The organism is Streptomyces sp. NBC_01689 (assembly GCF_036250675.1).
GTDB lineage: Bacteria > Actinomycetota > Actinomycetes > Streptomycetales > Streptomycetaceae > Streptomyces.
The window spans coordinates 5,709,611-5,735,060 of the sequence record NZ_CP109592.1; the positions used below are offsets into that span (position 1 = coordinate 5,709,611).

24 protein-coding genes are annotated in these 25,450 nt (G+C 67.1%); 9 read left to right on the forward strand and 15 right to left on the reverse strand.

Annotated features, from left to right (window positions below; all coding sequences use genetic code 11):
• Positions 1 to 57: 57 nt before the first annotated feature.
• Positions 58 to 294, forward strand: a complete 237-nt coding sequence (locus tag OG776_RS24355; protein ID WP_148008833.1) for a hypothetical protein — start codon at positions 58 to 60, stop codon at positions 292 to 294.
• 208 nt (positions 295 to 502) lie between these two features.
• On the opposite strand, the gene OG776_RS24360 is transcribed toward OG776_RS24355, so the two are convergent.
• From OG776_RS24360 to OG776_RS24375, 4 genes are all read right to left on the reverse strand, one after another.
• Positions 503 to 1,789 carry a tyrosine-type recombinase/integrase gene (locus OG776_RS24360; protein ID WP_329326489.1) on the reverse strand — a complete coding sequence of 429 codons (1,287 nt, stop codon included), beginning with the start codon at positions 1,787 to 1,789 and terminating at the stop codon, positions 503 to 505.
• A 74-nt stretch (positions 1,790 to 1,863) separates the two neighbouring features.
• The gene (locus tag OG776_RS24365; protein ID WP_329326490.1) at positions 1,864 to 2,109 is read right to left on the reverse strand and encodes a helix-turn-helix domain-containing protein; all 246 of its coding nucleotides are present in this window, start codon (positions 2,107 to 2,109) and stop codon (positions 1,864 to 1,866) included.
• A 462-nt stretch (positions 2,110 to 2,571) separates the two neighbouring features.
• Entirely contained in the window at positions 2,572 to 4,044 is a 1,473-nt protein-coding gene (locus OG776_RS24370) for an ATP-binding protein (protein ID WP_329326640.1), read from the reverse strand.
• A 2-nt stretch (positions 4,045 to 4,046) separates the two neighbouring features.
• On the reverse strand, positions 4,047 to 4,940 hold the full coding sequence (locus OG776_RS24375; RefSeq protein ID WP_329326491.1) for a bifunctional DNA primase/polymerase: 894 nt from the start codon (positions 4,938 to 4,940) through the stop codon (positions 4,047 to 4,049).
• Positions 4,941 to 5,076: 136 nt separating this feature from the next.
• Between OG776_RS24375 and OG776_RS24380 the strand changes: the two genes are divergently transcribed.
• Positions 5,077 to 6,105, forward strand: a complete 1,029-nt coding sequence (locus tag OG776_RS24380; RefSeq protein ID WP_329326493.1) for a hypothetical protein — start codon at positions 5,077 to 5,079, stop codon at positions 6,103 to 6,105.
• A gap of 11 nt (positions 6,106 to 6,116) precedes the next feature.
• On the opposite strand, the gene OG776_RS24385 is transcribed toward OG776_RS24380, so the two are convergent.
• The 3 genes from OG776_RS24385 to OG776_RS24395 form a co-directional block, all read right to left on the reverse strand.
• Positions 6,117 to 6,581, reverse strand: a complete 465-nt coding sequence (locus OG776_RS24385; protein WP_329326495.1) for a hypothetical protein — start codon at positions 6,579 to 6,581, stop codon at positions 6,117 to 6,119.
• Between the two features lie 204 nt (positions 6,582 to 6,785).
• The gene (locus tag OG776_RS24390; RefSeq protein WP_329326496.1) at positions 6,786 to 8,903 is read right to left on the reverse strand and encodes an ATP-binding protein; all 2,118 of its coding nucleotides are present in this window, start codon (positions 8,901 to 8,903) and stop codon (positions 6,786 to 6,788) included.
• A gap of 89 nt (positions 8,904 to 8,992) precedes the next feature.
• On the reverse strand, positions 8,993 to 9,310 hold the full coding sequence (locus OG776_RS24395; RefSeq protein ID WP_329326498.1) for a hypothetical protein: 318 nt from the start codon (positions 9,308 to 9,310) through the stop codon (positions 8,993 to 8,995).
• Positions 9,311 to 9,388: 78 nt separating this feature from the next.
• On the opposite strand from OG776_RS24395, the gene OG776_RS24400 reads away from it, so the two are divergent.
• Entirely contained in the window at positions 9,389 to 9,631 is a 243-nt protein-coding gene (locus tag OG776_RS24400; protein ID WP_329326499.1) for a hypothetical protein, read from the forward strand.
• A 29-nt stretch (positions 9,632 to 9,660) separates the two neighbouring features.
• On the opposite strand, the gene OG776_RS24405 is transcribed toward OG776_RS24400, so the two are convergent.
• From OG776_RS24405 to OG776_RS24420, 4 genes are all read right to left on the reverse strand, one after another.
• A complete protein-coding gene (locus OG776_RS24405) occupies positions 9,661 to 10,485 on the reverse strand; it encodes a phosphoadenosine phosphosulfate reductase (RefSeq protein ID WP_329326501.1) in 825 nt (274 codons plus the stop codon).
• Positions 10,482 to 11,342 (reverse strand): protein spdB, encoded by an 861-nt coding sequence (locus OG776_RS24410; protein ID WP_329326503.1) that lies wholly within the window; start codon positions 11,340 to 11,342, stop codon positions 10,482 to 10,484. Before OG776_RS24410 ends, OG776_RS24405 begins: the two co-directional genes overlap by 4 nt.
• Positions 11,339 to 11,602, reverse strand: coding sequence for a DUF6284 family protein (locus OG776_RS24415; RefSeq protein WP_329326505.1), 264 nt, complete (start codon positions 11,600 to 11,602; stop codon positions 11,339 to 11,341). Before OG776_RS24415 ends, OG776_RS24410 begins: the two co-directional genes overlap by 4 nt.
• 88 nt (positions 11,603 to 11,690) lie before the next feature.
• The gene (locus OG776_RS24420) at positions 11,691 to 11,870 is read right to left on the reverse strand and encodes a hypothetical protein (protein WP_329326507.1); all 180 of its coding nucleotides are present in this window, start codon (positions 11,868 to 11,870) and stop codon (positions 11,691 to 11,693) included.
• A gap of 372 nt (positions 11,871 to 12,242) precedes the next feature.
• Between OG776_RS24420 and OG776_RS24425 the strand changes: the two genes are divergently transcribed.
• Together OG776_RS24425 and OG776_RS24430 are read left to right on the forward strand one after the other, a co-directional pair.
• Entirely contained in the window at positions 12,243 to 13,040 is a 798-nt protein-coding gene (locus OG776_RS24425) for a GntR family transcriptional regulator (RefSeq protein WP_329326508.1), read from the forward strand.
• Entirely contained in the window at positions 13,037 to 13,711 is a 675-nt protein-coding gene (locus OG776_RS24430) for a YdcF family protein (protein WP_329326509.1), read from the forward strand. Before OG776_RS24425 ends, OG776_RS24430 begins: the two co-directional genes overlap by 4 nt.
• Before the next feature lie 965 nt (positions 13,712 to 14,676).
• Here OG776_RS24430 and OG776_RS24435 read toward each other — a convergent pair.
• The 4 genes from OG776_RS24435 to OG776_RS24450 all read right to left on the reverse strand — a co-directional run bounded on the left by OG776_RS24435 (position 14,677) and on the right by OG776_RS24450 (position 20,868).
• Positions 14,677 to 15,759 carry a hypothetical protein gene (locus OG776_RS24435; protein ID WP_329326511.1) on the reverse strand — a complete coding sequence of 361 codons (1,083 nt, stop codon included), beginning with the start codon at positions 15,757 to 15,759 and terminating at the stop codon, positions 14,677 to 14,679.
• The gene (locus OG776_RS24440; RefSeq protein ID WP_329326513.1) at positions 15,662 to 16,825 is read right to left on the reverse strand and encodes a nucleoid-associated protein; all 1,164 of its coding nucleotides are present in this window, start codon (positions 16,823 to 16,825) and stop codon (positions 15,662 to 15,664) included. Before OG776_RS24440 ends, OG776_RS24435 begins: the two co-directional genes overlap by 98 nt.
• A gap of 212 nt (positions 16,826 to 17,037) precedes the next feature.
• Positions 17,038 to 18,333 (reverse strand): RelA/SpoT domain-containing protein, encoded by a 1,296-nt coding sequence (locus OG776_RS24445; protein ID WP_329326515.1) that lies wholly within the window; start codon positions 18,331 to 18,333, stop codon positions 17,038 to 17,040.
• A gap of 795 nt (positions 18,334 to 19,128) precedes the next feature.
• A complete protein-coding gene (locus tag OG776_RS24450) occupies positions 19,129 to 20,868 on the reverse strand; it encodes a dolichyl-phosphate-mannose--protein mannosyltransferase (RefSeq protein WP_148008812.1) in 1,740 nt (579 codons plus the stop codon).
• A 95-nt stretch (positions 20,869 to 20,963) separates the two neighbouring features.
• On the opposite strand from OG776_RS24450, the gene rsmI reads away from it, so the two are divergent.
• The 4 genes from rsmI to OG776_RS24470 all read left to right on the forward strand — a co-directional run bounded on the left by rsmI (position 20,964) and on the right by OG776_RS24470 (position 25,211).
• Entirely contained in the window at positions 20,964 to 21,821 is an 858-nt protein-coding gene (gene rsmI / locus OG776_RS24455) for a 16S rRNA (cytidine(1402)-2'-O)-methyltransferase (protein WP_148008811.1), read from the forward strand.
• Between the two features lie 230 nt (positions 21,822 to 22,051).
• Positions 22,052 to 22,525 (forward strand): hypothetical protein, encoded by a 474-nt coding sequence (locus OG776_RS24460; RefSeq protein WP_261994491.1) that lies wholly within the window; start codon positions 22,052 to 22,054, stop codon positions 22,523 to 22,525.
• A gap of 89 nt (positions 22,526 to 22,614) precedes the next feature.
• Positions 22,615 to 23,487 (forward strand): TatD family hydrolase, encoded by an 873-nt coding sequence (locus OG776_RS24465; protein WP_148008810.1) that lies wholly within the window; start codon positions 22,615 to 22,617, stop codon positions 23,485 to 23,487.
• A gap of 137 nt (positions 23,488 to 23,624) precedes the next feature.
• The gene (locus OG776_RS24470) at positions 23,625 to 25,211 is read left to right on the forward strand and encodes a resuscitation-promoting factor (RefSeq protein WP_261994490.1); all 1,587 of its coding nucleotides are present in this window, start codon (positions 23,625 to 23,627) and stop codon (positions 25,209 to 25,211) included.
• Positions 25,212 to 25,450: the final 239 nt, after the last annotated feature.

The following is a 25,450-nucleotide window of genomic DNA, read 5'->3' on the forward strand; positions in this document are numbered from 1 at the left end:
CCGGACGTCCGCCGGTCCCCGGCCCCGCCGAGGCGCCGTGCCGGGAGATGAGTTGTGATGACCAGTCCGCAGCACCACATCGATCCGCGCGCCCTCGACGATCCGCGCAACGTCTATCGGACCGACGAGCAGTTCTACGCGCACGGCCGCCCGGCCGACGCCGTACTGCCGGAGGACCGCCCCCGCGGCGGCACCCCCACGCACCCGCTGCACCACCGGGGGACCTGGGCGACCGTCGCCCTCGTCGCCGGCATCATCCTGCTGATCCTCGTGGGGATCGCCCTGTTCCCGTGACCCCGCCCGCGCACGGAGGCCCGCCGGGCACACGAGAGGGCACGGCAGACCGCCGCGCCCTCTCGTGACGCGCCCGCCCGGCTAGACCCAGGTGTCCAGCCACATCCGCGACCGCCACTGCTCTATCGGGATCGACGTGCCCGTGTACAGGGGCCAGAAGTAGATGAAGTTTGCGAGATCCGCCCGGTTAGGGCCCCGACCAGGGCGTTTACCCCTGATCGGGGCCGGGGCAGGCGGCGTGGGCCGCCTGTGGGCCGTGATCTTGTGGAGCGGACGCCAGATAGAGGCTGTCGACGGCCTTGCGGGTGCGCCCCTCGCTGCTGGGCATGAGGTGTGTGTACGTCCGGAGGGTAAACCCCGGATCGCTGTGACCCAGGTACTGACTCAGGGCCCGGATGTTCTCGCCCGCGTCCAGCAGCACGGACGCGTAGAAGTGCCTGAGCGCATGCATGCCGTCCTCAGGGGCCGACGCGTAGCGCTCGCTTGCCTTCCGCGGCGGGATGATCCCAGCGACTGCCAGAGCGGCCTTCCAGTGGTGGTCATTGAAGTTGCTCACGCGGACGTGGTTGCCTTCGACCCCGCTGAACAGCAGTCGTTTCGTCACGAGCGGGCCGTCCGGCGTACGCCAGGGGAGCGTCACATCGACCGGAGGGAACTCCTTCGTGTGGTCCTGGAGGACGGCGCCCACGGCCTTGGGGAGCGGCACGTCACGGACCTTGCCTCCCTTCGGGAGCGCGAACACGTACTTGCCGCGGATGCGCTTGAGCTGGTGACCTACGGCTAGCCAACCGCCCTCGTAATCGAGTTCGTCCTCCGACAAGCCGAAGATCTCTCCTTGCCTCAACCCGCACCCCGCTCCGGTATCGACGGTGGCCCGGAAGCGCTGTTCGAGGGCGGCTCGCACGCCGAACGTCTGCGCTGCTGTCCACGGGGTGACGCGCGGCTTGCCTGGCTTCGGAAGCTGCACCGTCCGGGCGCGGCATGGGTTCTTGCTCAGGAGCCCGTCGTCCACGGCCGCGCTTAGCGCTGCCGAGACGGTGCCGACGATGATCCGGCGGTGGGATTCCGCGGGCACTGTGTTTTCCAGTGCAGCGATCCAGTCTCGGATGTGCTCGGGCTTGAACGACCCGAGCGGGCGAGTCCCGATGTGCGGGTACGCATGCAGGCGGAGCCGGCGCTCTGCTGCCTCCCGACTGTTGATCTCACCCGTGTGCGTCTTTACCCAGCGTTCCGCGTACTGCCGGAAGGTGGTTCGCGCTGTGCGCGGGTCGACGTACTGACCGCGTGACATGTCGGCCTCGATGTGAGTGAGCCACTGCTCAGCGAGGCGCTTCTCCCTGTCACGGAAAGACTTGCTCTTCTCGGTGCCGTCAGGGCCGACATACCGGGCGCGGTACCGCAGGCCGGTGCCGTAGCGGTCGGATTTGACCTTGACGGTTCTGCCAGCGGGCGTGGTTTCGGACTTGAACCAGCGGTCTTGAATGTGGCCTGCCATGCGGCGGCGTTCCCTTCTGGGCAAGGAGAAGGGAGGGCCACGGTGTGGCCCTCCCTGGTGAAGCGGGTGTGACGTCAGGCGGCGGCCTGGTCGGAGCTCTTGCGTTGGGCGACGTAAGCGCGGACGTCGGTGGGGTCGTAGCGGAGGTGCTTACCGATGCGGAAGCCGGGCGGGCCTGTGCGCTTCTTGCGCCACTGGTAGACCGTCTCTTTCGGGACTTCGAACATCTCGGCGATGTCGTCGGGGGTGAGGTACCGGTCGGGCAGGCCGCTGCGGAGGGTGCTTCGGGGGTCGGGTTGAGCGGAACGGGGTCGGCTCATAGGGACCTCGGCGTCGGGTTGGGTCGGGCTCGGAGGGGTTCTCGCGGTGCGTGTGTGTCCGAGGTGCGGATTTCTGCGTCACCTGCGTCACGTGCGTCATTCAGGCTTCTGACCTGTGGTTTTTGGGTGACGCAGAGCGGCGGGGGTGCGTCACGGGTGACGCAGGTTGTCCGTCATGGGTGACGCAGGTGACGCGGGGTGACGCAGACTTTGCCGCTCTGCGTCACCGGTGTTTGCACAGGTCACGTGCCGTTTTCCGACCCGTGGTGACGCAGGTGACGCAGCGCTTCCTACTTAGGAAAAAAAGGGGGCGTATCTGTGGTCTTGGGGTGCGGCTCAGGGCGTGAAGAAGGAGCCGCTGCGCGGCGCGTCCCGTGCAGGGCGGCTCCGCCGCCGAACAGCAACAGGAGCACGCTTCGGCGCTGGTGCTCCTCTTGCTGTTGCGGTCCGCACGCGGTGCGGTCAGATCGCCTGTTGCTCGTGCGAGGGCGGACCCGGTGAGCGGGTCATCTCGATGTAGCGGCTCTCATTGGTGCGGCCCGATTCGATGAGGACCCCGCGCGCGGCGAGGGTGGGTTGGAGGCGCTTGAGGCGGTCGGAGAGGACTTTCCCGGTGGTCGGCCACCCCTTGGGTAGGGGCCGGAAGTCCTCCCCCGCGTAGAGGCGGCTGAGGCAGTGCAGCCATTCCGTGGACGTCATCCGCTGCTCTGCACCGGGCTCCATGGTGTCGGCGTACCGGAGGGCCGTCTGCGCGAGGAGGTCGCCCTCGATCACGTCGTCGTTCAGGTCGTCCAGACTGGCCCGGTAGGCGGTGAGTGCCCCGAGCCCGGTCGCCGCGTCGAGTTGCGCGCACAGGTGCCCGAAGTCCGCCATCCGTAGATCGGTAGGTGTCTCCGCCTTCACTGCGCGGACCTTGACCGTGAGGTCGAGCAGGGAGCCGAGAATGACGGGCAGGGCTTCCGCGTATTCCGTCCACAGTTCGGCTTCGGTGCGCCGGACGCGAGGTCGCTCCAACCGCAGGGGCAGGAGCCGTTCGGCGAGGTCGGCCCGGAGCACTCCTACATCGATCCCGGTCAGGAGCAGGGGCCGGCGGTAGCCGAGACGGAAGACGTCCCCATCGGTGAACAGCGCACGCTTGACGTTCTCGGCTCCGGTGACGACGCAGCACATCGCGTCGGACAGGTCCGGGGTCATGTGGGAGAGGTTGTCCAGCGCGGTGACCCAGCCGGCCGCAACCGCCGTGATCAGGTTCTCCTCATCCTTCGGCGCGCGGCGCAGATCCCCGCTCATCCCCTCGATGATCCGCACCAACATGCGCCCCCCGGTCGACTTCCCCGCGCCCTGCGGTCCGGTGAGGAACGGCGCAGGGACGGGCACGGACGGCCCGAGACAGCCGATCAGCCACGCGATCGCCAGGCATTCGGTTTCCGCGGTGGCGAAGTTGCACAGCCGCATCAGAAGGTCGATGCCCTTGCCGTTGGTGTCCTTCGCCGGCAACGGGAGTTCCCCGGTGAGCTGTGTCCGGCGCCAGCACACCTCACGCGGGTCGGGAACGGTGATGTCCCATCCGGTGGGGTGGATACGGACGGACTGCCCGTCATCGCGGCCAAGGTCGAGCCACGTCGCCCCGTCGAATCCGGGAGCCACGCGGATGTGAACGGGCTGCACGTCCTCGAACAGCGCCAATGCCTCGATCAGATCCAGCGCTTCTTTGAGCGCGGTCCCGTTGAACACGCCGACCCCGTCCCGGTACATGCCGACCATGAGTTCCTGCCGGTGGCTCCCAGTCGTGCCCTGCGAGCGGATCGGACGGGCGACGGGGTGCCGGTTCTTCTGCGCATACACGGTCCCGTCCGCAGTGCGGAAGTAACGGAAGTGGCTCTGCGCGTACTCGGTGATGACCTCGCGGGCAGGATTCTTCTCGTCCTCAGCCATGGTCACAGCCCCAACGTGGTCAGGGCGTTGGTCCACGCGTCCGTGCAGTGCCGCGGCGATTCGCCCTTGGCCTGCGCGGCACTGAACAGCCGGGCGGCGTGGGCGTCGGTGAGGCAGCCGCACCGGCCGTGCGTGGACAGCACCGCGAGGAACGTCCGGTACACGGTGGCGTGCACCGCACTCGATGCCGCGGCGATGCTCTGCTCCGCCATGGCGATCCCTCGTTCGAGATACGAGGGTGTGCGGTGCGGACACGCGCCCCGTTGGCCACTCAGGGGCGCTGAGAGCGTCTGTGGCGCCCTACGAGCCGCAGGCGGCTCATTTACTGTCAGGGCGCGCACAGCGTCCGGGAGAGCGGCCGTGACGCCCGTGCCGGGTCCGAGCCAACGGGCGTACTGCATAAGGGACTTGATGTCGATGCCGGGTCGTACGGCGTTGACGGACTGCATGGTGCCCCGGTAGATCCAGTGCTCGCCCCGGGGCGTGGTCACGGTCCGGGTGGCAGGCAGGGTCTTGCGGGCCCACGCGATGGCGGCGGGGTCGTCCAGGTCCACCACGGTCACCCCGGCGCCGCCGGGGTGGTAGGCGACCGCCGCCGCATGCCGCCACGCAGCCACCCACGCGGTGGAGTTGAGGACCTGGGGGTCGGTGGTGGCCGCGGCCCACCCGTGGCACGGCCGCGGGCAGACGCACGGTCCGGGAGTTTTCATGTTCGGCCGGCCGGCGCACGCGTTCCGTGCGCAGGTCGGGCAGTTCCCGAACGGGAGCTTCCCCCGGCGCAGGGGGAGCACCGGCAGGCCGTCAGCGGCGAGATGTAAGGCTGTGTGCAGGTGCTCGTTGATGCGGACGGGTTCGAGCCGGGCCGGCTCTCGCCGGATGTCGGTGGGTTGCGTCATGCTGGAGGTCTCCAGTTCGGTGTAAGCGTGCTGGGTGGAGAGGGCGGCCCCGGACTTTGGCGAGACAGGGGCCGCCCTTTCGCTGTGCCACGGAATGCGGCGGTGGGGTGTCAGTGGGGGCGGTTACTGTCGCGGCATGACGACGACCGTTGATCTTGTGCCGGGCATGGTGACGACGCGTGATGCCATTGCGGCCGCTTTCGGCTGTGGCACGTTCCAGGGGATCGAGCCGGCCGCTGATGCGGGCAAGGTGTTCGTGTACTCGGACCCGTCCGCGGGTGAGGAGTACGGGTACACCTTCGACGGCCGGGCGGAAGACGACGCGTTTGGCCCGCTGTACCTGTACACCGGTGCGGGCGCGAAGGGTGATCAGAAGCCTTCCGGCCGCAATGGGGCGTTGCTGAGCCACGTGGAAAAGAAGCGTGAGCTGCATTTGTTCGTCGCGCATGGCAGGGTGCCGGGCAGTGGGGCGATGTTGCAGCGCTACATCGGCCAGATGGTGTTGGACCCCGTCAAGCCGTTTGAGGTCCGGCGCGGGCCCGGCACGGACGGGGCGATGCGCAATGTGCTGGTCTTCCGATTCCGGCCGGCTGAGGGAACGTCGCCGGCATGGACGGAAGCCGACAACCTGCCGGCCGCGACGGCAAATGCGGTGGAGATCGTTGACCCTGCCGCGGGAGTGCCGGCGCCGGTGGTGCTGCCGCAGCAGTCTGGCGTGAAGGTCAAGAAGACTGAGCAGCACAGCACCGCGGAGACGGTCGCGGACATTCCCGCGGGGCAGCGCAAGGTCCTGCGCCGTGAGGGCGAGTTGGTGAAGGCGTTCGTCGCGCATCTGACCGCGGCGGGGCACGAGATCCACAGCTTTCAGATCACCATCGCCGGTGAGCCGGGGGCGTTGACGCCTGATCTGTATGACGCGACGGATCACGTGCTGTATGAGGCGAAGGGGCTGACGACCCGCGCCAACGTCCGGATGGCGATTGGGCAGCTCGCCGACTACCGGCGCCACATTCCCGGACGCCGGGACCTGCTACGCGTCGCCGTGCTGTTGCCGAGCGAGCCGACCGCGGATGTGAAGGATCTCCTCGGTGAGGAGTACGTCGAGCTGGTCTACCAGACCACGGACGGCTTCGCCGGCTGGCCGCTCGCCTACAAAAAGCCGTAACCCATCCCCAGTCAGCTGTAGAACCGGTTCCGCTTGATCACGGCTTTGCGGATGTTGACCGTGGTCCCGCCGCGGTGACCGCCGGCGGAGAAGATCTGTACGGCGATCCATCCGCCGAAGATCACGGCGGCCAGGATGATCAGTTGGGTGATGAGGGCGGTGAGTGCGGCGATGAACGTCGTCAGGAGCAGCAGCCCGCCGCACACTGCGAGGAACCCCACGCCCCCGAGGGCGACGTTCACGGCCGCCCGGGACACGGCCGGCTTAGCCGCGGCCGGCTCGGGCTGCATGGGGTTGATGGCGTACCCGGTGACGACGCGGCCGTCCGGCAGGACGACGCTCGCCACGCTCGGAACGGCTCCCGGCTGCACCGGGATGAGAGGTGCCGGGGTCACGGCGGCGGGGGTGAGCGGGGTGGGGCGGTGGACGTCCACGGCGGTCTCGTACCGGGCGGTGGGGGCGTGTTCGGGGTACATGCGGAATCCCTTCGCGATGCGGTGCAGGGAGGCGTGGCCACCCCCTGACGGGGTGGCTGTGGAGGGGTGTTTCGGGGGTCTGACCTGTGGTCCTCCCTGACTCCCTGAGCGATCATTTGTGCAGCTCAGGGGCAGGGAGGCGGGTCAGGGAGGGGTTCAGGGAGTTCTCCCTGTCTCCCTGACCCGTCACGGGTCGGCTCCCTGTCATCCTTCGGCAGAAGCGGAACCGTCCGTGTCGCGGTTGGTGAGCGAGCGCAGGACGCGGTCACGGCTGACGACCATCACCCCATCGGACTTGTGCGGCTCCGCGCCGGCGTCGTCCAGGACGCGCTTGAGGTCGATGAACGACCAGCCGCCGTACGCGTCCGCGTTCAGCGCGCCGAGCCGGGCAAGGACGTCCTTGGTCCGCACCCGCGGCGCGTCTCCGAGGACGCTGGCGATGTCGGCGAGCGGGTCGCGCTCCTCGCTCCGGTCGATGGTGGTGAGGGTGGTGACTCCGTCGCGCAGGGCCTTGGCGCGGGCGGTGATGGCCTTGGCCGCGTCGTCGTCGACGTAGTGCGTGCGCACGGTCAGGGACGACTGGCCCTTGGGGATGTCGATGCCGGACGATGCGACGACCAGCGTTCCCTGATCCAGACCGGGCCGGAGCAGGTTCGGCGCGGCCCCGCCGTCAACGGCCTTGTCCCCGAGCGCCATCCGGGCCTGGGACTCGGTGCCCAGGGCGAGGGAAGCGCGGGTGTGGGCGCCCTCGCGCACCAGCTTGGGAAGGTTCTGGTCGGTCGGGTCCTGCGTGCCCTGCCACATCAGGACGTTGACGGCCCGCCCCTGGTTGTGGATCTTCCTCACGGCCATGAAGTACCGGGACGTGGCCTTGGACCCGCCGTAGAAGCGGCCGTCTTCGTCCTTGAGCGGGCACATGAACGCGACCTGCGCCTCATCGACCAGCACGATCAGCGCGGGGAACTGGGTTCCGGGCGGGGCCATCAGGCGCCGGTTCATCTCGCTCACGGCGCCTTCAACCATCTCGGTCACCTCGATCACGTGCTCATCGGTCGGCCCCTGGATCAGCGTGAGGGCGAGACCGTGGAACATGGCCCAGTCGCCGACGCCCTTGAGGTCGCCCATGAGGAACTGCACCGACCTGTCGAGGGAGAGCCACAGGGCCAGGGAGCGCAGGGCCACGGTCTTGCCCTGGTTGGACAGGCCCGTGATGAGCAGGTGGCGCTGGTAGAGGGAGAGTGCGGCTGCGTCGCCGCGCAGGTCCTGACCCCAGGGGGCGCGGCCCTTGGTGTAGTCGGCGGTCATGGTCTGGTCGGTGACCAGCGGGGACGGGCCGATCGGCTCGTCGAGCGCCCCGGAGTCCGCGATCCACAGCCGCACCGTCCGCGCCGCCTGCGGGATCATGATGAACACCTCGTGCTCATGCCGGGACAGGTTCTCCGCGAGCTTCCGGCGCCGGTTCTGCACCTCGATCGTGGACACCCCGGACGGCAGCGTGACGTCGACCTCCACGCCACAGCCGGCGATCCGGATCGGCCCGAGCATCGACGCGCCCGCGTCGCCCATCTCCTTGATGGCGTTCCGCAGCGCGGGCACCCCGAGGTCCCGGAGCGCCTTGACGACGATCGAGGGCGTGATCGGCTCACCCTCACCGCTTCGGACGTTCGCCGGCAGCGCCCACGCGGGGGCCGCCTGCTGCTTGCTCCCGACCGCCCACAGGGCGAGCAGCGCGAGGAACGGGCCGATCGTCACGGCCGGCCCCCACACCACCTGAACGATCCAGATGAGCAGGTTGATGAACTCCACGACGGCCATCAAAGGGGTGACGACGTGCGTGACGTCCTTCGTAGCGACCGCCATCACGACCCCGAGGGTGACCAGACCACTGATGCCGACACCGGTTCCGACCGCTATGCCCTTGGCGGCATCGACCGGGGAGTGGAGGAGGTCCATGCGGCGGCGGTGGCGGGCCGCGCGGAACTGCTGCCCGCGCTCCTCCCACTCCGCCGCCACCTCGTAGTTCCCTGCGGCTTCCGCAGCACGGAACATCCGCTCGTACCTCGATGCGGTACGGCCGTCCCACGTCCGCTTCGCCGCGATGCGGGCGCCGCCGGCGACGTAGAGCGTGTGCCGGGCGATCGCGCGGGCGGTCGTCTTCGTCGTCTCGTGCGTGACCGCGTGCTTCACGGCCCGTCCGGAGCGCACCCACAGCGGAACGGGCACGGCGGGGGCCGGTTCGGGGACCACGGTCAGCGTGGTCACGGTGCCAGGCTCGGGGGCCGGCGGGGTGTTCTTGTGCAGGGGAACGACGTTCTCACTCATCGGGAAAGCACTCCTGACTGCCCCATGCCGGGGTGAAGTTGAAGGGGGGAAGTGCAGCGCTGTGCTGTGCGGGGTGGTGTGGGCGGGTGTCACCACCAGCCGGAGGACTTCTTCGCGGCTTTGGCGCGGGCGGCTTCGGTGATGAGCCGCTGACGCTCGCCATGCAGGGCGGTCAGTTCCGCGTTCAGCCGCGTCTCCGCGGCAACGGAGACGGACTCCAGCCGCTGTTCCGCGCGGGCGGGACTCTTGCCGCGGGCGACCCTGTAGGAGCCGCCGGCGAGCGCGGCAAGGACCGCGCGGCGCTCGGAACTGGTGAGCGGCCACGTCTCGCCGCGGCGGACCGCTTCGAGCTTGCGCATCGTCTTGTGGATCTCGCGGTCCAGGCGGCGCGTATCGGCGTTGCCCATGCTTGTTTCCCTTCGTGGGACGGGAGTTGGGGTGGGTGGGCAGAGCTGTCGTTTCTGCGGGAGCGATAAGGTCCGCGCATGGGTGGGGAGATCGAGGCGCACGGCGCCGTCACAGGTGAAAACAGCACGTCCAAGGGACGTACCGAGCTGTCGAAGGCACCGAGCACTGAGGACGGGTCCTCCTGGCGCCGTCTCGCCGGGCAGATAGCAGGCGCAGCGGTTTTTCTGGCCGTGGCCGCGGATCGGCTGGGCCTGCACTTCTTTCTGTTGCTTGCGCGTTTCGCCGTGCACGCGTATTCGTGGCTCGGCCTGGGGAACTGAGCCGTACCCGCGCTCCCGGACCGGGCGTGCTAGGTCATGCACCAGCCGGAGTCGCAGCCGGAGTCCCATTCGTCGAACGGCAGCGTGTCCACGCCGTCCGGGATGGCCTTGCGTAGCGGCCGGTTGAAGCGGGTGAGCCAGACGTGGTCTTTGCCGCGTTCGTCGCGCCGGCGGTTGAGGAGTTCTTCGAGCTGGCACGCCTTCTCGAACAGGTCGGGTTCGTTGCGGCGCATGTCGTGCCAGGTCTCGGGCCGGTGGAAGGGGCAGAACCAGCACGAGGACTTCGGCGGCACGGGCAGCCCGGCTTGGCGGATGATGCGGGCGCAGTCGATGCGTCGGATACCGCGCTCCAGCAGCGGATATTCGATCTGCTCGTGCGGCTCGCAGCGCCGCTTGTTGGCCCGCTGGATCTCATCGAGGCTGATCCCGATCCCGACCGTCGCCGGGATGTCCTTGGTGGCGCCGCGGCGTTTGAGCTCGTCGCCGATCACGGCGATTTTGAAGCTGGCCGTGCAGGATCGGGTGCCGGGGGCCCCGTTCGACATCCGCACCGGGATCTTCAACGACCGCGAACCCTCCCGCGTGAGGTCCTGATACAGGGTGCGAACCTCCCCCGAGCGCTTCATCACCCTGTCCAACACGACCAGCTCAAGCCCGTGCGCTTCGGCGTAGGGGATGGCGTGCTGGTGCAGGTAGCGGATGGTTCCGGGGTGTTCGGAGTCGTCGCCGACGTTGGCCATCAGGAACGTGCGATAGTCCAGCTCCCCCGTGGCCGCGAGGACCAGCGCGGCCATGGACTGCACCCCGCCACCGAAGCTGAACGCCTTCACCTGCGTGACGCTGGGAGTGTTCATGCGACCACTCGCTTCCATGCGGCCCGCAGGCGGACTTCGGATGCGGAGTGGCCAGCCGAACGGAAGCGGACGGCCATCTCGCGGTAGGAGAGTGCGGGCGTCTCGCTGTTGCGGATCTCGTCTACGAGCGTGTCGAGGGCCGCGTCACTGAGGGCGGGCGCGGTCTCCAGCGCGGATGTCAGCGGCTCGAGGGGACCCCAGACGGGCAGTTCCCAGCGGGGTGTGACGTCGGGTGTGACGCGGTGCGTCACGCTGGTGAGTGCCCTGCCAGTGTCCTCACCATTCCGCGCGCTCTCCAGCGTCGACCAGGCCCGGGAGAGGGTCTGTGCGGTCTTGGCCTGGACGCGGGCGACGCGGGCGCCGGCGTCCGTCACGGCCGTCAGCCGCGTCTCCTCGGTGCCCGCTTCGGCCCGCAGTCGAGCGCGGGCCACGGCCGCTTCGTCCCGGGCTTCCTGCTGGACACCACGGATCATGTCGAGGGCGCGCGGGGTGAGGGCGGTGCGCTCCCACATGCCGTGCACCAGCCACAGGGCCTTGGCCGCGAGGGGCAGCCAGGCCACGGCCAGCCACGCGCCCGTGTTCCCTTCCGCGGTGAGCGCGTGGGCGACCAGAACACCGGTGGCGACCAGACCGAACGACCAGCCGACCGCGGTCACGGCCCGGCTGTGGTCGCCTTGGGCGGCGAGGCGGCGTTCGTAGGCGAGGGTGGCGAGCCAGCCTCCGTCGATGCCCAGACCGACGACGAGGGCGACGGGCCACGGCATTGCCCTGCCGAGCCACATCATGACCACGGCGAGGGTGAGGACCATGGACACGGCCGTCATCGCGACGGCGGGAAGTGCGGTCTTGGCCTTCACGCCGCACCGCCCACCGTGTCGGTGGTGCGGTTGGCGAGGACGCGGTACTCGGTGAGGACGCGGGCGAGGGCGCGGCGGACGCGGCGGGTGTCGACCTCGTTCGGGGTGTGGTCCATGGCGATGATCTGTGCATCGATCAGGTCGACGTCCGCCCGGATCAGCGGCATCTCCCGCTCGATCGCGTCCAGCTCCGCCTCGGTCGGTTCGTTCCAGTCGGCGAACGCGGTAACGGCTTCCTGAACAGTGACGATGGGATTCATTGGGTCGTGTTCTCCCTAGTCGGTGGTACGGCCCGACAGCGCCCCCGGAGTTCCAGCTCCGGGGGCGCGCGCTGTTATGGGGTGGGTGTCAGTCGGTGATGGTGATCTCGATGCCGGGGTGCTTCTGCCGGCTCAGCTCGTTGCCGATCGCGGTCCGGGCGTCGGCCCGACTGACCACGTGATCGAAGTGCGCGGTGTCACTGACCTGCTCCCGCTTACCGGTGCTCAGGTCCGTGACAGTGGCGGTGAAGCGGTAGCTGCGCTTCATGCAGGGCTCCTGACGTGTTGATGGGGGCGGGCCTGGCCGGACGGCTCCGGTCTCGGCCCCTGTCGCCTCGCTTGCACGACCGCGATGGCCAGGCAGGCGAGGGGAGGCAGCGGCCGTCACCCGGGCCGCCGCGGGGACGGGGGTTCCCCGTCGATTCGTCGCACTGTTGAGTTCTCAAGGAACGACCAGCAAGGGGCCCCACGTTGAGGCGAGCAATCCCAAACCGGCACGGCCCGTTGGCAGCTCAAAGAAGAGCCGCCACCTCGCTGTCCTAGGACTGCGAGCGCCTTGAGATGACAGTGGCATGCAGTCCTAGGACTGTCAACAGTCCTAGGACTGTGATTCACTGGTTCGCGTCGAGAGGAGTTCTGCGTGGCACCGAAGTGGCGCGACCTGGCGGACAGGCTCGCGGAGCAGATCAAGAACGGTGAGTACGCACCGGGCGCCCAGTTGCCCCAGATCAGGGAGTTGGTCGACGCAGGAGAAGGCTCGAAGGCCACAGTTCACCAGGCCTATAAGGCTCTGGAGGCCGAGGGCCTGGTGACGTCGACACGGGGCCACGGCACTGTGGTGCGTCCGCGCACTCCCCTTAAGCGGCTTGGTATCGCCCGCTACGACAAGGCGAAGTGGCGTGACGGGGACGAGGTGGCGTTCATCGCTGACCGAGTTGCTTCGGGACGGGCCTATAAGCGCGACGAGCAAACGCAGACCGTAAGCCGTGTAGAGGCGAACAGCCTCGTGGCGGACGGGCTAGGCGTCTCAGTCGGCTCTGAGGTGTACGCGCGCGCCCGCCTCGTGAAAGAGGGAACGCAGCCGACCCACACCCTGACTAGCTACTACAGACCAGAGCACGTCGAGGGCACACGCATCGTTGACCCCACCCCTGGCCCTGCCGGCCGTGGTGGCGGATACCGGGTTCTCTATGACGCCGGTTACGAGATCGACCACATGAGAGAAGCCTTGTTCGCCCGAGTCCCGACCGCGGACGAGATGCAGCTCCTGCAACTCCCTGCCGGTGAGCCCGTGGTCGAGCTTCACCGGACTACCTACACCGCAGACGGCACGGCGGTCGAGTTCGCAGTGGGTATCCACTCAGCGTCTCGCTTCGCCTGGGAGTACGACTTCAAGGTTCCGGACTCGGCGGTAAAAGACAGGAAGGGCCAGGAATGATCTCGGTGCAGACATGGGCAGATGCCCGGCTTCTGTGGGACTACCACCGCATGCACCACGATCCGCGACCCTGTTCGGTGGCTGTCGGTCTGGGCAGCCACGACCTAGGGGTGGCTGACGTGACCGCGGAGCTCTTTCGCCAAGGCATGGCGCCGGTCATCGTGTTCACTGGGGCCACCAGCCCCACGACCCGATCACGCATGCCGCGGGGAGAGGCAGTCCACTACCGGGAGCGAGCATTGCAGCTCGGGGTCCCTGACTCCGCCGTATTCGTGGAGCCGCGCGCGACGAACACCGGCGAGAACATTGAGTTCACGAAAACACTACTGGCAGAGGCCGGTATCGCGGTCTCGGCAGTCCTGCTCGTGAGCAAGCCGTATGAAGAGCGGCGCTCGTACGCAATGATGCGGAAGCTCTGGGCCGAGGTAGAGGTGGTGTGCGCGTCCACACCGATGAGTTTGGAGAAGTACGCCGACTCCATCGGGGATGCTCACATGGTGATCGACATGATCGTGGGCGCTCTGCAACGGGTGCTCGTGTTCCCTGGCTTGGGTCTGGCCGTCGAACAGGATGTCCCAGACGCAATCGAGGCTGCCTACGAGCGGCTGTGTGCCGAAGGGTTCACTGGACGGCTCCTGCCCGCTGACGTTGCCGCTCGTCCTGGCGGGTGATGCCGGCGCAGGCTGCAGACCGGCGGCGCGGTAGAGCTTTCTCTACTTCATTAAGGCCCGCGCACGGCGCGGGCGCGCGCCGCCTTGCCGGCGGGGCCACCGCCCTGTCTTCGCCAGCGGCGGCCCAGGGGCGGCGCGCTAGCGACAGCGGTCATGAAGTGGGGGGACACCCTCTGTGGATGAGGCGGTCGACTCCACAGCTTTAGGCATCCACCTTGGGGCGAGCCTCTAAGATCCTGGCCCCAACGTCGTGCCAGGTCCACAGACTGCCCGACTCGCCGGCAGCTTAAGGGGCCATGATCACTCGCCCCAAAGCAGCTCCATCCTAAAGCCGCTCCACCGACCTCACATTGAGGCGGCCGCGTCGCTTCCCTGCGCAGGAACGCGTGCTGTCGCGTCCGCTGCCTGTTGCGACAGCTTCTTGTAGCCAGTTGCAGTGATGCTTCGCCATGTTAGATAGAAGCCGGCCGCACAAAGTGATCCACCCAAGATCGCAACAGAAAATAGATTCAGCCGCCCACTTACTGGAAATCGCCAAATCGTCAAGGAAGCTGCAACTATCAAAAGCAGGCAATTCAGGAACCACCCGCGACAAATCCTCATGCGCGATCTCGCGTAGTCCGACATCGCAACCAAGTGCGGAGTGTCGAGAATTGCCTTTCGGGCTTCGTTGTGCGCAGAGCTGGTGGGAAAATACCTTCCCCGAAGTCGCCTCCTGGGCGATGTGAGGAGATAGTCTGCGGCACGGTCAACCGCAATCCCCAGAGCATACGCAGCGGCAAGGGCGAAACCTGAGACGGGTGGCGAGGAGAGGATTGGAGCAGCTCTCCGCATTTCCGTGTAACCAACGAATGCAGCAATGCAGCCAAAAAGGCCAGCGAGAGCACCGATACCGACAACCAAAACCTCAATAAACATTGCCGTGGCGGCGGCCACACCTGAAACCTCAGGCTTGCTAAGTTGGCTCACAGAGAAACACCCCAGGCGTCTGCCATGTCATTCAACATCGATTCTGGAAGTTCATCGATCCAATGCCCATGCAGCAGAAGCTTCGAGCTGGATAGGCGCTCAAAAATAATCAAGCTCTCTGGCTGACTAGCGAGAATGTAGCGACCGTGACGTAAGAAATGGTCACTTTCAGGCCCGTAGTCTCTGTAGGCGCGTTCGAGATCACCTCGCCTGTCCTCGATAAATCTGGAGAGACGCTCTGAGTATGTAGAAAAATCGGGGATTGTCTTAACCAGAACATCAACCACCTCTTCGGAAAGGTCACGTCGAGGCTCATGCTCTGTAAACGTGCGGAAAAGGTGCTCAACTTCATCTAGGAGGTGGTTACTCTGGGCAACATCGGGGTGTAGTGCCATGGCTTCGACCCCCCGTCGGACCTCAAGATCGTAGAGCTCGATCAGAGCAATCAAACGGTACAGCGAGCGTCTGACATTGGATGGTACGGCTGGCCCCTCAGCCTTGTACATGAGCTTGTGTGACATCCTCGCCCACAAGTCGATGGCCTCGGTGCGAATCTGCACCTCGCACTCGTAGGGATCGCCGTTATCGCTAAGTTGGTCACCCGACGCCATCACCTGAACGTGTAGCCTTGGATACTGAAGACGATCTTCTGCGCCTGCAAGGAGACGATCGTCTTCCGGTTCGCCCACTACGGTGAGCGACTCCTGCACCAAGTGCAGCATGGGATCTAGAAGGCCCTCATGCTGCACAACTACGCGGACGCCGGCCTTGTCAGTGATCTCTTTCCAAGGGTCGGCGTATCCCCTGTGTTGAGCCTTAGTGACAAAGCTACTGACTTTCTTAGCGCGGTAAGAGATCTCGCAGTTGATGCGTGCTCGCGCTGCCCGTCGCCTCAAATGGGCCGCAGTGAGCTTAGCGGCCACTTTGATACGAGGGCGCTCGTTCCGATATCGAGAGAAGACCTCATCTGGCATAGTGGAATCACCCGCGATCGGAATTATCTCCATCATCCGCAGCGGGGGCGCCTTTTTGCTCACTAGACTTTCTGCTAGTACGCCTAGATCCACCCGGCGGTGCATACGCGGTGGCAGTGGTTACCGTGCCCGTAATCGTGACACTGGTGGTGCCATCACCCTGGTCCTCGAGTACGAAACCTGCCTCGGAGATTTCATCTGGACCCACAGGGGCCACAATGAAGGCGCCGTTTGCAAATCCGACTCGCATATTTTTCAGTCTTTTTTCTAGATGTTCTGTGTCTTTGTCGAACGTTCGACAAGGAACTTCGGCAGCCTCTAGGTATTCGATAAAGGCATCTCGATGAGGCACTGCCAAGTGTTGTTGAGCAAACGCGACGGGGTTGAGGAAACGCGTGGGGCTCTGGAGCTCTGCCAACGTCGCAACAACGTAGTTGATTCGAGTGTCGGGATCGACAACGTACGAGTTGATCCATTCTGTAGCCGCATCGTGAAAACGACGAGTCACTTCGCGGGGCTCGTTTTTCTGCATGCACCCCAGAAAACGTTCCAAGAAAAAGACTGCCATCTTCCCTGACAATTGACGGTCGGCTGCCCAGCCTTCGATTCTTTCTTCGCCAATGCCCGATTCTGTGAAGAGTGCTACCTTGTGAATCTTCGATTTCTCGGTAAACAGCAAATCCGCAAGGTACTTCATGTCGAACGTGCGCAAGCCGTCGACCACTGTTTCGGTAGCTTGCATTCCCGTCTCTTGCTCGAGCTTGACGATCAATAAGGCTTTATCGTCGCCCAAACGGGCATCCGCTACGAGAAGCAACCCTGCCGAGTTCACACCTGTTTGACTGCTCCGAAGGAGGTGTACCAGATCTACAGACACGTCGACGAGGTTGGATTCGCCAGTCAAAAACGCGTATACGTAATCAGGGAGCGCAGATTTGGAGTCTGGATTTTCGATTACTTCGCGCCCGGTTGATGCAAGGACACCCCGAAGCCGCGCCTGGAGTGCAGTTCGCACATCGTGGCTTAGCGCGCATGGGGCCTCGCTTAGGGCAATCGGCTCGCTGGGATCTGTTCGTCGGCGCTGCGGCACGACATGAACGATCGCTTGATCGATGACGAGATCGCCAAAGTCTGTGCGCAACGCTTCCCACCCGTAGTCCCCTGCCGGCACGGCCGCCGACCTTCGTTAGTCCCCCTACCGCGCACTGTTGCCGTGGAACGTGCTGCAACTGCAACCTGACCCCCAACAGGGCGCGTGCACACGTATGGTGACACACCGCCACAGCGAAGGGGAGGTTGCCTGCGCAGCTCTCTGAACCGAGGCCTCCGTCCCACGCGGCGGGTGTGTCCCCCCTGAGCCCGAGAATCGAACAATCGCTCGATTTATTGCTTCGGGGGTTGTTGATCCGTGGTGGCAGACACGTCAGAAGGTGGGGTGCGTTTCAAAATCTCATTGATCCAGTTGATTCGCTTTGTGGCCTCATCGAGTGCGGCTACGGAAAAATCTCGACGCAGATGTACAACGTCATTCCGCGTGCGCCGAAGAGATTCAATCTCTTGGACAAGGTTTGGTGGAAACTGTAGAAGCTTGAGTAGCTGGCCTACCGGAGCAGATGAACGATGAGATAGGCCCACGCTTTGAGCTAGCTTATTCAGCAATAGTTCAAGATTTGCCCATGCCTGCATGAATTCGAGCATGGCGCTGCCTGTGCTTCGCGAGGTACCCGGTGCCCCGGAGTGGCCTACGTGCGAACGGTCCCGGATATCTTCATAAACCGCGTAGCGGCTGGAATCCTCTGCGAGCAAGGCGTCCACTACCTGCTCCGCCAAAGGTCGCTCCTCCACCGCACCATGTAGCGACTCGAGATATTTTTCCATTTCTGCGGGTGTTGCCTTATTGAGGTATTTGAGCAATGCGAAAAGATCGTCGACTTTACCAAGTCCGGCATCGCCTACTGGCTCATCAAGAGTTTCACTGGCGTGCCGGAGTAGGTGCGCTGCAAGCTCATAATGATTGAGGAAGTGGGCGCCGTTACGGGCAACGCGGACGTCGCCGGCTTCTTGCAGGAGTCGCAGAGATACTTCGCCGGCTATCACAAGTCCATTGAGTTGATCGAGGATCACATGTTCCTCGTCTGAAAGCTCTCCCGCCATCTGTTTGTAGGCCAGGTCGTGGTGCACCTCTGACCAGGCGTGCATGAGCACAGAAGCTACTTGGATTTCCACTCGTGCTTTCAAGTACCTCCTATCTGTGTCGCCGATGAATTTCTCCTTGAGTTGCACCCTATAGTGCACTGCAGAATATCCAGAGAAGCGTCGATTCGGCGTTTGCTCCTCGATATCGGGGAATACTCTCTTGTCGTCCCATGAATCAAATAGGCGCACGATCGCACTTTCTACCTGCTTCATTTCGCCAGGGAAGTAAAGTGCCACTCGGACTCCTGCCAAGTCGACAATGTCCGCATAGATGCTTTCAACTGATTGGTACCGCTTCTCGGAGTCCCGTTGGCGGCATTTTTCCCTGAGACGTTCGATGTCTTTTGCTCGATGACTGACGATGCATCGGATTCCCGACGACCGGAGGTCGCTTTCCAAGGTATCTGAAACGAGGCGCGCCGCACGATTGTAGAAATCGTATTCTTTTGTGTAACGGTCAATAAATTGCTCGATAAAGTCCATCTATCCCTCCCGGATCGTCAATAGGTATACCGTAGACTCGTTGACTCGCGCGCTGTTACGCAACAAGTCAGCGAACAGCTTTCGGATCGCCGTCCGTTGACGGGGCTGCCGCCTCACTGTCGGCTGCAATCGCGAGGCGACGGGTGGAAGTGATCTGAGGCCCGTCAGCGACCGAGCGAGCAGAGAACTGAGTTGACGCACGCTGATCTCGCGCTCCGGAAGCCGCACCAGGTGAGTATCTAACTGAGTGACAACGTCGACACACAGCGGCGGACGGGTGCGGACTATGGGCGCAGGTGGAGGGCATACCAACCCAAGGCAGAGTCCTCCTCCAAGTTGCTTCGGGACGAAGCAGTCTTCGTGCCACAGCCGTGCTACATCATGCGGTCATTCACGGTCAACGACGGCTCGCCGCAGTCGAGATGGGCTGGTCGTCTGGGCGGCGGCTACAGCCGAAACGACCTGGGGAGCTGCGCCACTGACCACGTCCGCCCTTACAAGGAAGCGATCTGGCAGCGTCGTGTTCGTGCTGAAGAGTTCGGGCACGGGCCAAAAACTGTGATGGATGCCAGCACCCAGCCGTAGCCTTCTGATCCCCCACTCGCCCCCCAAAAGCTGGCTTGGGGGACAGATCGGCTGGTCAGAAGGAGCGGAGCCAGCCCGCTGTAAATCTGCCGGGCCCCAAGCTGGGCCGTCGTCGGGCCGTCCGAGGGCAGCCAGCGACGGCCGGCAACGGCCAGCAACGACCAACGGGGGCGCGGCAGGTTGCCGCGCCCCGTTGCTACGTCTGTGCAGCTAGACCCACGTATCCAGCCACATCCGTGACCGCCACTGCTCTATCGGGATCGACGTGCCCGTGTACAGGGGCCAGAAGTAGATGAAGTTCCAGGCGATCAGGAGGACCAGGACGCCCGCGGTCGCCGCGCCGATGACGCGGCGGCGTTCCGTGGAGCCGGGGGGGCCGAGGATCGCGCCGATCAGCATGGCGACCGCCAGGCACAGGAACGGGACGAAGACCACCGCGTAGAAGAAGAAGATCGTCCGCTGCTGGTACTCGAACCAGGGCAGATAGCCGGCGGCGATGCCGCAGGCGATCGCGCCCGCCCGCCAGTCGCGGCGGAACGCCCAGCGCCACAGCAGGAAGACGACCGCGAAGCAGGCGGCCCACCACAGGATCGGCGTGCCCAGCGCCAGCACCTCACGCGCGCACTTGTCGCCCGCGTCGGACGGGCAGCCGTCCTTGCCGGGCAGCGGGGACTCGTAGAAGAACGAGACCGGGCGGCCGAGGACGAGCCAGCTCCACGGGTTCGACTGGTAGGTGTGCGGCGAGGAGAGGTGGACGTGGAAGTTGTACACCTCGTGCTCGTAGTGCCACAGGCTGCGCAGCCAGTCGGGCAGGAAGGTCCAGTTGCCGCCCCGGCCGGCGGTCGCGGCCCAGTCGCGGAAGTAGCCGCCCCTGCCGTTGTCCGGCGAGAGGATCCAGCCGGTCCAGGAGACGAGGTACGTGGCGATCGCCACCGGGACCGTCGCCAGGAACGCGAGCCCCGTGTCGCGCTTCAGGGTCGCGGCGTACGGGTGGTGGGCACCCGCGGTGCGGCGCGCGCCGACATCCCACAGCACGGACATCAGGCAGAACGCGGCGAGGACGTAGAGACCGCTCCACTTGGTGCCGAGCGCCAGTCCGAGCATCAGGCCCGCCGTCCAGCGCCAGGGCCGCAGGCCGAGGCGGGTTGTCTCGGCGACGTGCGCGTCCGGGCGGACCACCCCGTACGCGTCGGCCGGCAGCGCGGCCGCCAGCCTGGCTCTCGCCCGGTCCCGGTCCACGACCAGACAGCCGAAGGCCGCCAGGACGAAGAACATCAGGACGCCGTCGAGGAGCGAGGTGCGGCTCATCACGAAGTGGAGCCCGTCCACCGCCATCAGCGTGCCCGCGAGGCAGCCGAGGAAGGTCGAGCGGAACATCCGGCGCCCGATCCGGCAGAGCAGCAGCACCGACAGCGTGCCCAGGAGGGCCGTCATGAAGCGCCAGCCGAACGGATTGAACCCGAACATCCATTCGCCGAGCCCGATGACGTACTTGCCGACGGGGGGGTGGACGACATAGGCGGGGTCGGTGGGGATCGCGACGTGGCCGTCGTGCTGGAGGACCAGGCCGTTGGCGTTCTTGTCCCAGTTGACCTCGTACCCGCGGTGGATCAGTGCCCAGGCGTCCTTGGCGTAGTACGTCTCGTCGAATATCACCCGCTTCGGACTGCCCAGGTTCCAGAACCGCATCAGCCCGGCGAGCAGCGTCACCAGCAGCGGTCCTCCCCAGCCCGACCAGCGCGTGAGGCGTTCGGCGACCTCGTGGCGCAGGCCGAACGCGGCCCACAGCCGTGGGCCCGGTTCGGCGTACGGCGGTACGAGCCGGTCGCGCACATCGGTTCTCGGCGGTGCCGTGTATCCGAAGCGGCGCAGCCGCTGCTGCCACGACGGCTGCTGCGCTTCGGCGGCCTCGCCCTGCCGGGTGTCCGTGGAGGACGCGGTACTGGTCACCGCGCCATCGTAGGGAACAGGTCTGTGCGAGTCCCGTGCACGGGCCTTAATGGGTGGATGAGGCTGCCACGGATCGCCCCTGCGAGGATGGATCCGTGACAGGAACCCTTGTTTTGGCAGGCACCCCGATCGGCGACACGGCCGACGCACCGCCCCGGCTCGCCCAGGAGCTGGAGAGCGCGGACGTCGTCGCCGCCGAGGACACCCGCAGGCTGCGCCGGCTCACCCAGGCGCTCGGGGTGCAGACCACCGGGCGGGTCGTGTCGTACTTCGAGGGCAACGAGGCGGCCCGGACCCCCGAACTCGTCGAGGCGCTGGTGGGCGGAGCGCGCGTGCTGCTGGTGACCGACGCGGGCATGCCGTCGGTCTCCGACCCCGGTTACCGGCTGGTCGCGGCGGCGGTCGAGAAGGACATCAGGGTCACCGCCGTGCCCGGTCCGTCCGCCGTGCTCACCGCGCTCGCGCTGTCCGGGCTGCCCGTCGACCGCTTCTGCTTCGAGGGGTTCCTGCCGCGCAAGGCGGGGGAGCGGCTGTCACGGCTGCGGGAGGTCGCCGGCGAGCGCCGGACGATGGTCTACTTCGAGGCGCCGCACCGGCTCGACGACACGCTCGCCGCGATGGCCGAGGTCTTCGGGGACACCCGCCGGGCCGCCGTCTGCCGCGAGCTGACGAAGACGTACGAGGAGGTCAGGCGCGGGCCTCTGGGGGAGCTGGCCGCCTGGGCCGCCGAGGGGGTGCGCGGGGAGATCACCGTCGTCGTCGAGGGCGCGCCCGCCAGGGGCGCCGAGGAACTGGACGCCGGTGAACTCGTGCGCCGGGTAAGCGTGCGCGAGGAGGCGGGAGAGCGCCGCAAGGAGGCCATCGCGGCGGTCGCGGCGGAGGCCGGGATTCCCAAGCGCGACGTCTTCGATGCGGTCGTCGCGGCAAAGAACGCGGCGCACACCGCCCCATAGAAGGGCAAAGGGCGGTCACCAAAAGCAAAGCTCGGACCGTGTCGCGAGTCCGTTCCGACAAGGAAAGGCCAAAACGGCTCCAACACTCGACAGGCCGGATGCGTTCGCGACCGGAGAAGCGTCCACTGGGTGAAGGGACGCACCGGTCCCAGCCTTCGAAAGGCCGGAGGGATTCAGGGGGAATCCCCGTCGGCGAAGGCGCTTGTCCAGCGGACAAGAGGAGCACTGGCATGAGTGAGATCGCACGACGGACCGGCCGGGCCGTGAGCCCGGTCGGCGGGCAGTGGGCAGGCCGTCGCAGCGCGGCGACCGCCGTCGTCAACGAGTCGTACTCCTTCGCCTGCATGCGCTGCGGGCACGGCTGGGAGCAGTCGTACGAGATAGAGCACCACCACGACGCCGAGGGCGGCGAGTTCGTGCAGTACGTCGCGGACGGCCGTGTCGTGCCGTCGCCGCTGAGCCGCCCCTCCTGCCAGTACTGCGAGAGTCACGTCGTGCGCATCATGCGCGCCGGCCAGGTGTCCTCCGTCCAGAACTCCATGCACCGCCCCCACCACCCGGACCGCCCGCTGCCGCAGCAGCCCGCGACGGCGCGGGGCGCGGCACCGGACGAGGACCCCGCCCGGCCGGCGGCCGTCGAGGAGCCGCACCACTGGCATCTCTCCGACCTGCTGCACCCCTTCCACCACCGCAGGGCGAGCTGACCCACCGCGCCGGCGGCCGCCCGACCGCGGCCGCCGCACCGCCCCCGCTCGGGTGAGGGAGGGGCAGGCCCCTTTCGTAGGATCGGGGCATGCCCTCCGACAAGACCGAAGCGCCCCCGCTCCCCGAGCCGCTGCGGGTGCCCGTCGCCGACTCGCACACCCACCTCGACATGCAGTCCGGCACGGTCGAGGAGGGCCTCGCCAAGGCCGCGGCGGTCGGCGTGACGACGGTCGTCCAGGTCGGCTGCGACCTGAACGGTTCGCGGTGGGCGGCCGAGACCGCCGCGGCGTACGAGGCCGTCCACGCGACCGTCGCGCTGCACCCCAACGAAGCGCCGCGTATCGTGCACGGCGACCCCGACGGCTGGTCCCGCCAGGGCGCGCGCCGGCCCGGCGGCGAGAGCGCGCTCGACGAGGCCCTCGCCGAGATCGACCGCCTCGCCGCGCTCGACCAGGTCAAGGGTGTCGGCGAGACCGGACTCGACCACTTCCGCACCGGCCCCGACGGCGAGGCCGCCCAGGAACGGTCCTTCCGCGCCCACATAGAGATCGCCAAGCGGCACGGGAAGGCGCTGGTCATCCACGACCGCGACGCCCACGCCGACGTGCTGCGCATCCTCGAGGAGGAGGGCGCTCCGGAGCGGACCGTCTTCCACTGCTACTCCGGTGACGCCGAGATGGCCGGGATCTGCGCCCGCGCGGGCTACTTCATGTCCTTCGCCGGGAACATGACCTTCAAGAACGCCCAGCCGCTGCGCGACGCGATCGCCGTGGCACCCCTGGAACTGCTCCTCGTCGAGACCGACGCGCCCTTCCTGACACCCGCGCCGTACCGCGGACGGCCCAACGCGCCGTATCTCATTCCGGTCACGGTCCGCGCGATGGCCGCCGTGCGGGGCATCGGCGAAGACGCCCTGGCGACGGCGCTGGCGGCGAACACCGCGCGCGCTTTCGATTACTGAGAGATAACGCTTGCAGGCGTTTTCCGGGGGCTCGGCCGGGGGCAGTGTCGCGACACAGCGTAGCCGCGTTGCTTGGGAGAGTGACGACCGCTCCGCTAGGTTCTGGTCGCCCGATCCGGACCCTGGAGCGTGTCGTCGTGAGCAGCGCGCAGTACGAGACGTTTGGCCTGACCGCACCGCCGTACGAGCCGCACGAGCCGTACGGGGCCTTCGAGCCGTACGAGCCCCCGGAGCCGTACGCCCCGCACCTGCCGTACGGGAGCGCCGGCCCGTACCCCGGCGGCTGCCCGGAGAGCCTTCCCGGCGACCCCGACGGGCCGCCGCCCGGTGGCTCCGCGGACACGTACCGGCCCGCGTACGAGGAGATCCTGGCCGACCGTACGACCCAGGTGTCGCACGCCACCCTGCTGTCCGAGGCGCCCACGGAGCCCCGGCTGCCCCGCCAGGAGTACACGCAGGGCCCGGTGATGACGCCCACCGACGCGGCGGACACGGTGGACCTGGGGGACACGGCGGTCATGGAGGTCACTGCGGTCCTGGCGGGCGCCGAGGCCGAGCCCCCGGCCGGCGGGCGGGCGGCGGCGCGGCGGGCCGCCCGTCGCGCGCCCCGGCGCCGGGGGGCCGCCGAACGGGTCGAACCGCTGCGCCGGCTGCTCCCGCAGGCGCTGGTCGTCGCGTTCCTGGCCGGCGGCACCTCCGCCTTCGTCGCCAGTGACAAGGCCGTCGAGCTGACCGTCGACGGGAAGCCGCGCGGCCTGCACACCTTCGCGGACGACGTGAGCGAACTCCTCGCCGGCGAGGGCGTACGGGTCGGCCCGCACGACGTCGTCGCGCCCGCCCCCGGTACCCCGCTGAGCAGCGGCGACGAGGTCACGGTCCACTACGGGCGGCCCGTGCACCTCACCCTCGACGGTCACCGCCGCAGGGTGTGGACGACGGCGGCCACCGTGGACGGGGCGCTGGAGCAGCTCGGAGTACGGGCCGAGGGGGCGTACGTCTCCGCCTCGCGTTCCCGGACCATCGGCCGGGAGGGCCTCGCGCTCGACGTCCGCACCGAGCGCACGGTGACGATCATGGCGGACGGGCGGGCCCGGACGATCCGGACGAACGCGGCGACCGTGGCGGAGGCCGTCGACGAGGCCGGGATCACGCTGCGCGACCAGGACACGACGTCCGTGCCGCTCGGGAGCTTCCCGCGCGACGGACAGACGGTCAGTGTGATGCGGATCACCGGGTCCCGAGAGCTGCGTGAGGAGCCGATCCCCTTCGAGGTGACCCGGACGAACGACCCTTCGCTCCTCCGCGGCACGGAGGTCGTCGACCGGGCGGGTGAGCCGGGGGTCCGGCGGGTCCTGTACCTGCTGCGGACCGTCAACGGGGTCAAGGAGCGGCCCCGGCGGATGGGGGCGGAGGTGGTGCGGGAGCCGCGGGCGCAGGTGATGCGGATCGGCACCAAACCGCGGCCCGACTCCGTGCGGGGCGCCGACCACCTGAACTGGTCCGGGCTCGCGGCGTGCGAGTCCGGGGGGCGGCCGTCGGCCGTGGACGCGTCCGGGACGTACGGGGGCCTCTACCAGTTCGACACCCACACCTGGCGCAGCCTCGGCGGTTCGGGACGGCCCCAGGACGCGCCCGCCACGGAGCAGACCATGCGGGCGAAGAAGCTGTACGTGCGGCGGGGCGCGAGCCCGTGGCCCCACTGCGGCGGTCGCCTCCACCGGTGACCTCCGGCGGTTGCCCGGCCCCCCTCGGCCTGAGCGGCCTCGTCCTCACACGCCGGACGGGCTTTATCGGCCTGAACGGCCTCGTCCTCGAGCGCCGGACGGGCTGAAAGACCCGGGCCGGGGCCTGCGTTCTTCCAGGAGGCGGAGCCGGACGATGCCGGGGGCGGCGGGCGCCCCTCCGGGGCGCGGAGAACTGCGCGATCAGCCCCCACCCACCCGCGGCCGAACACGATCCCGTC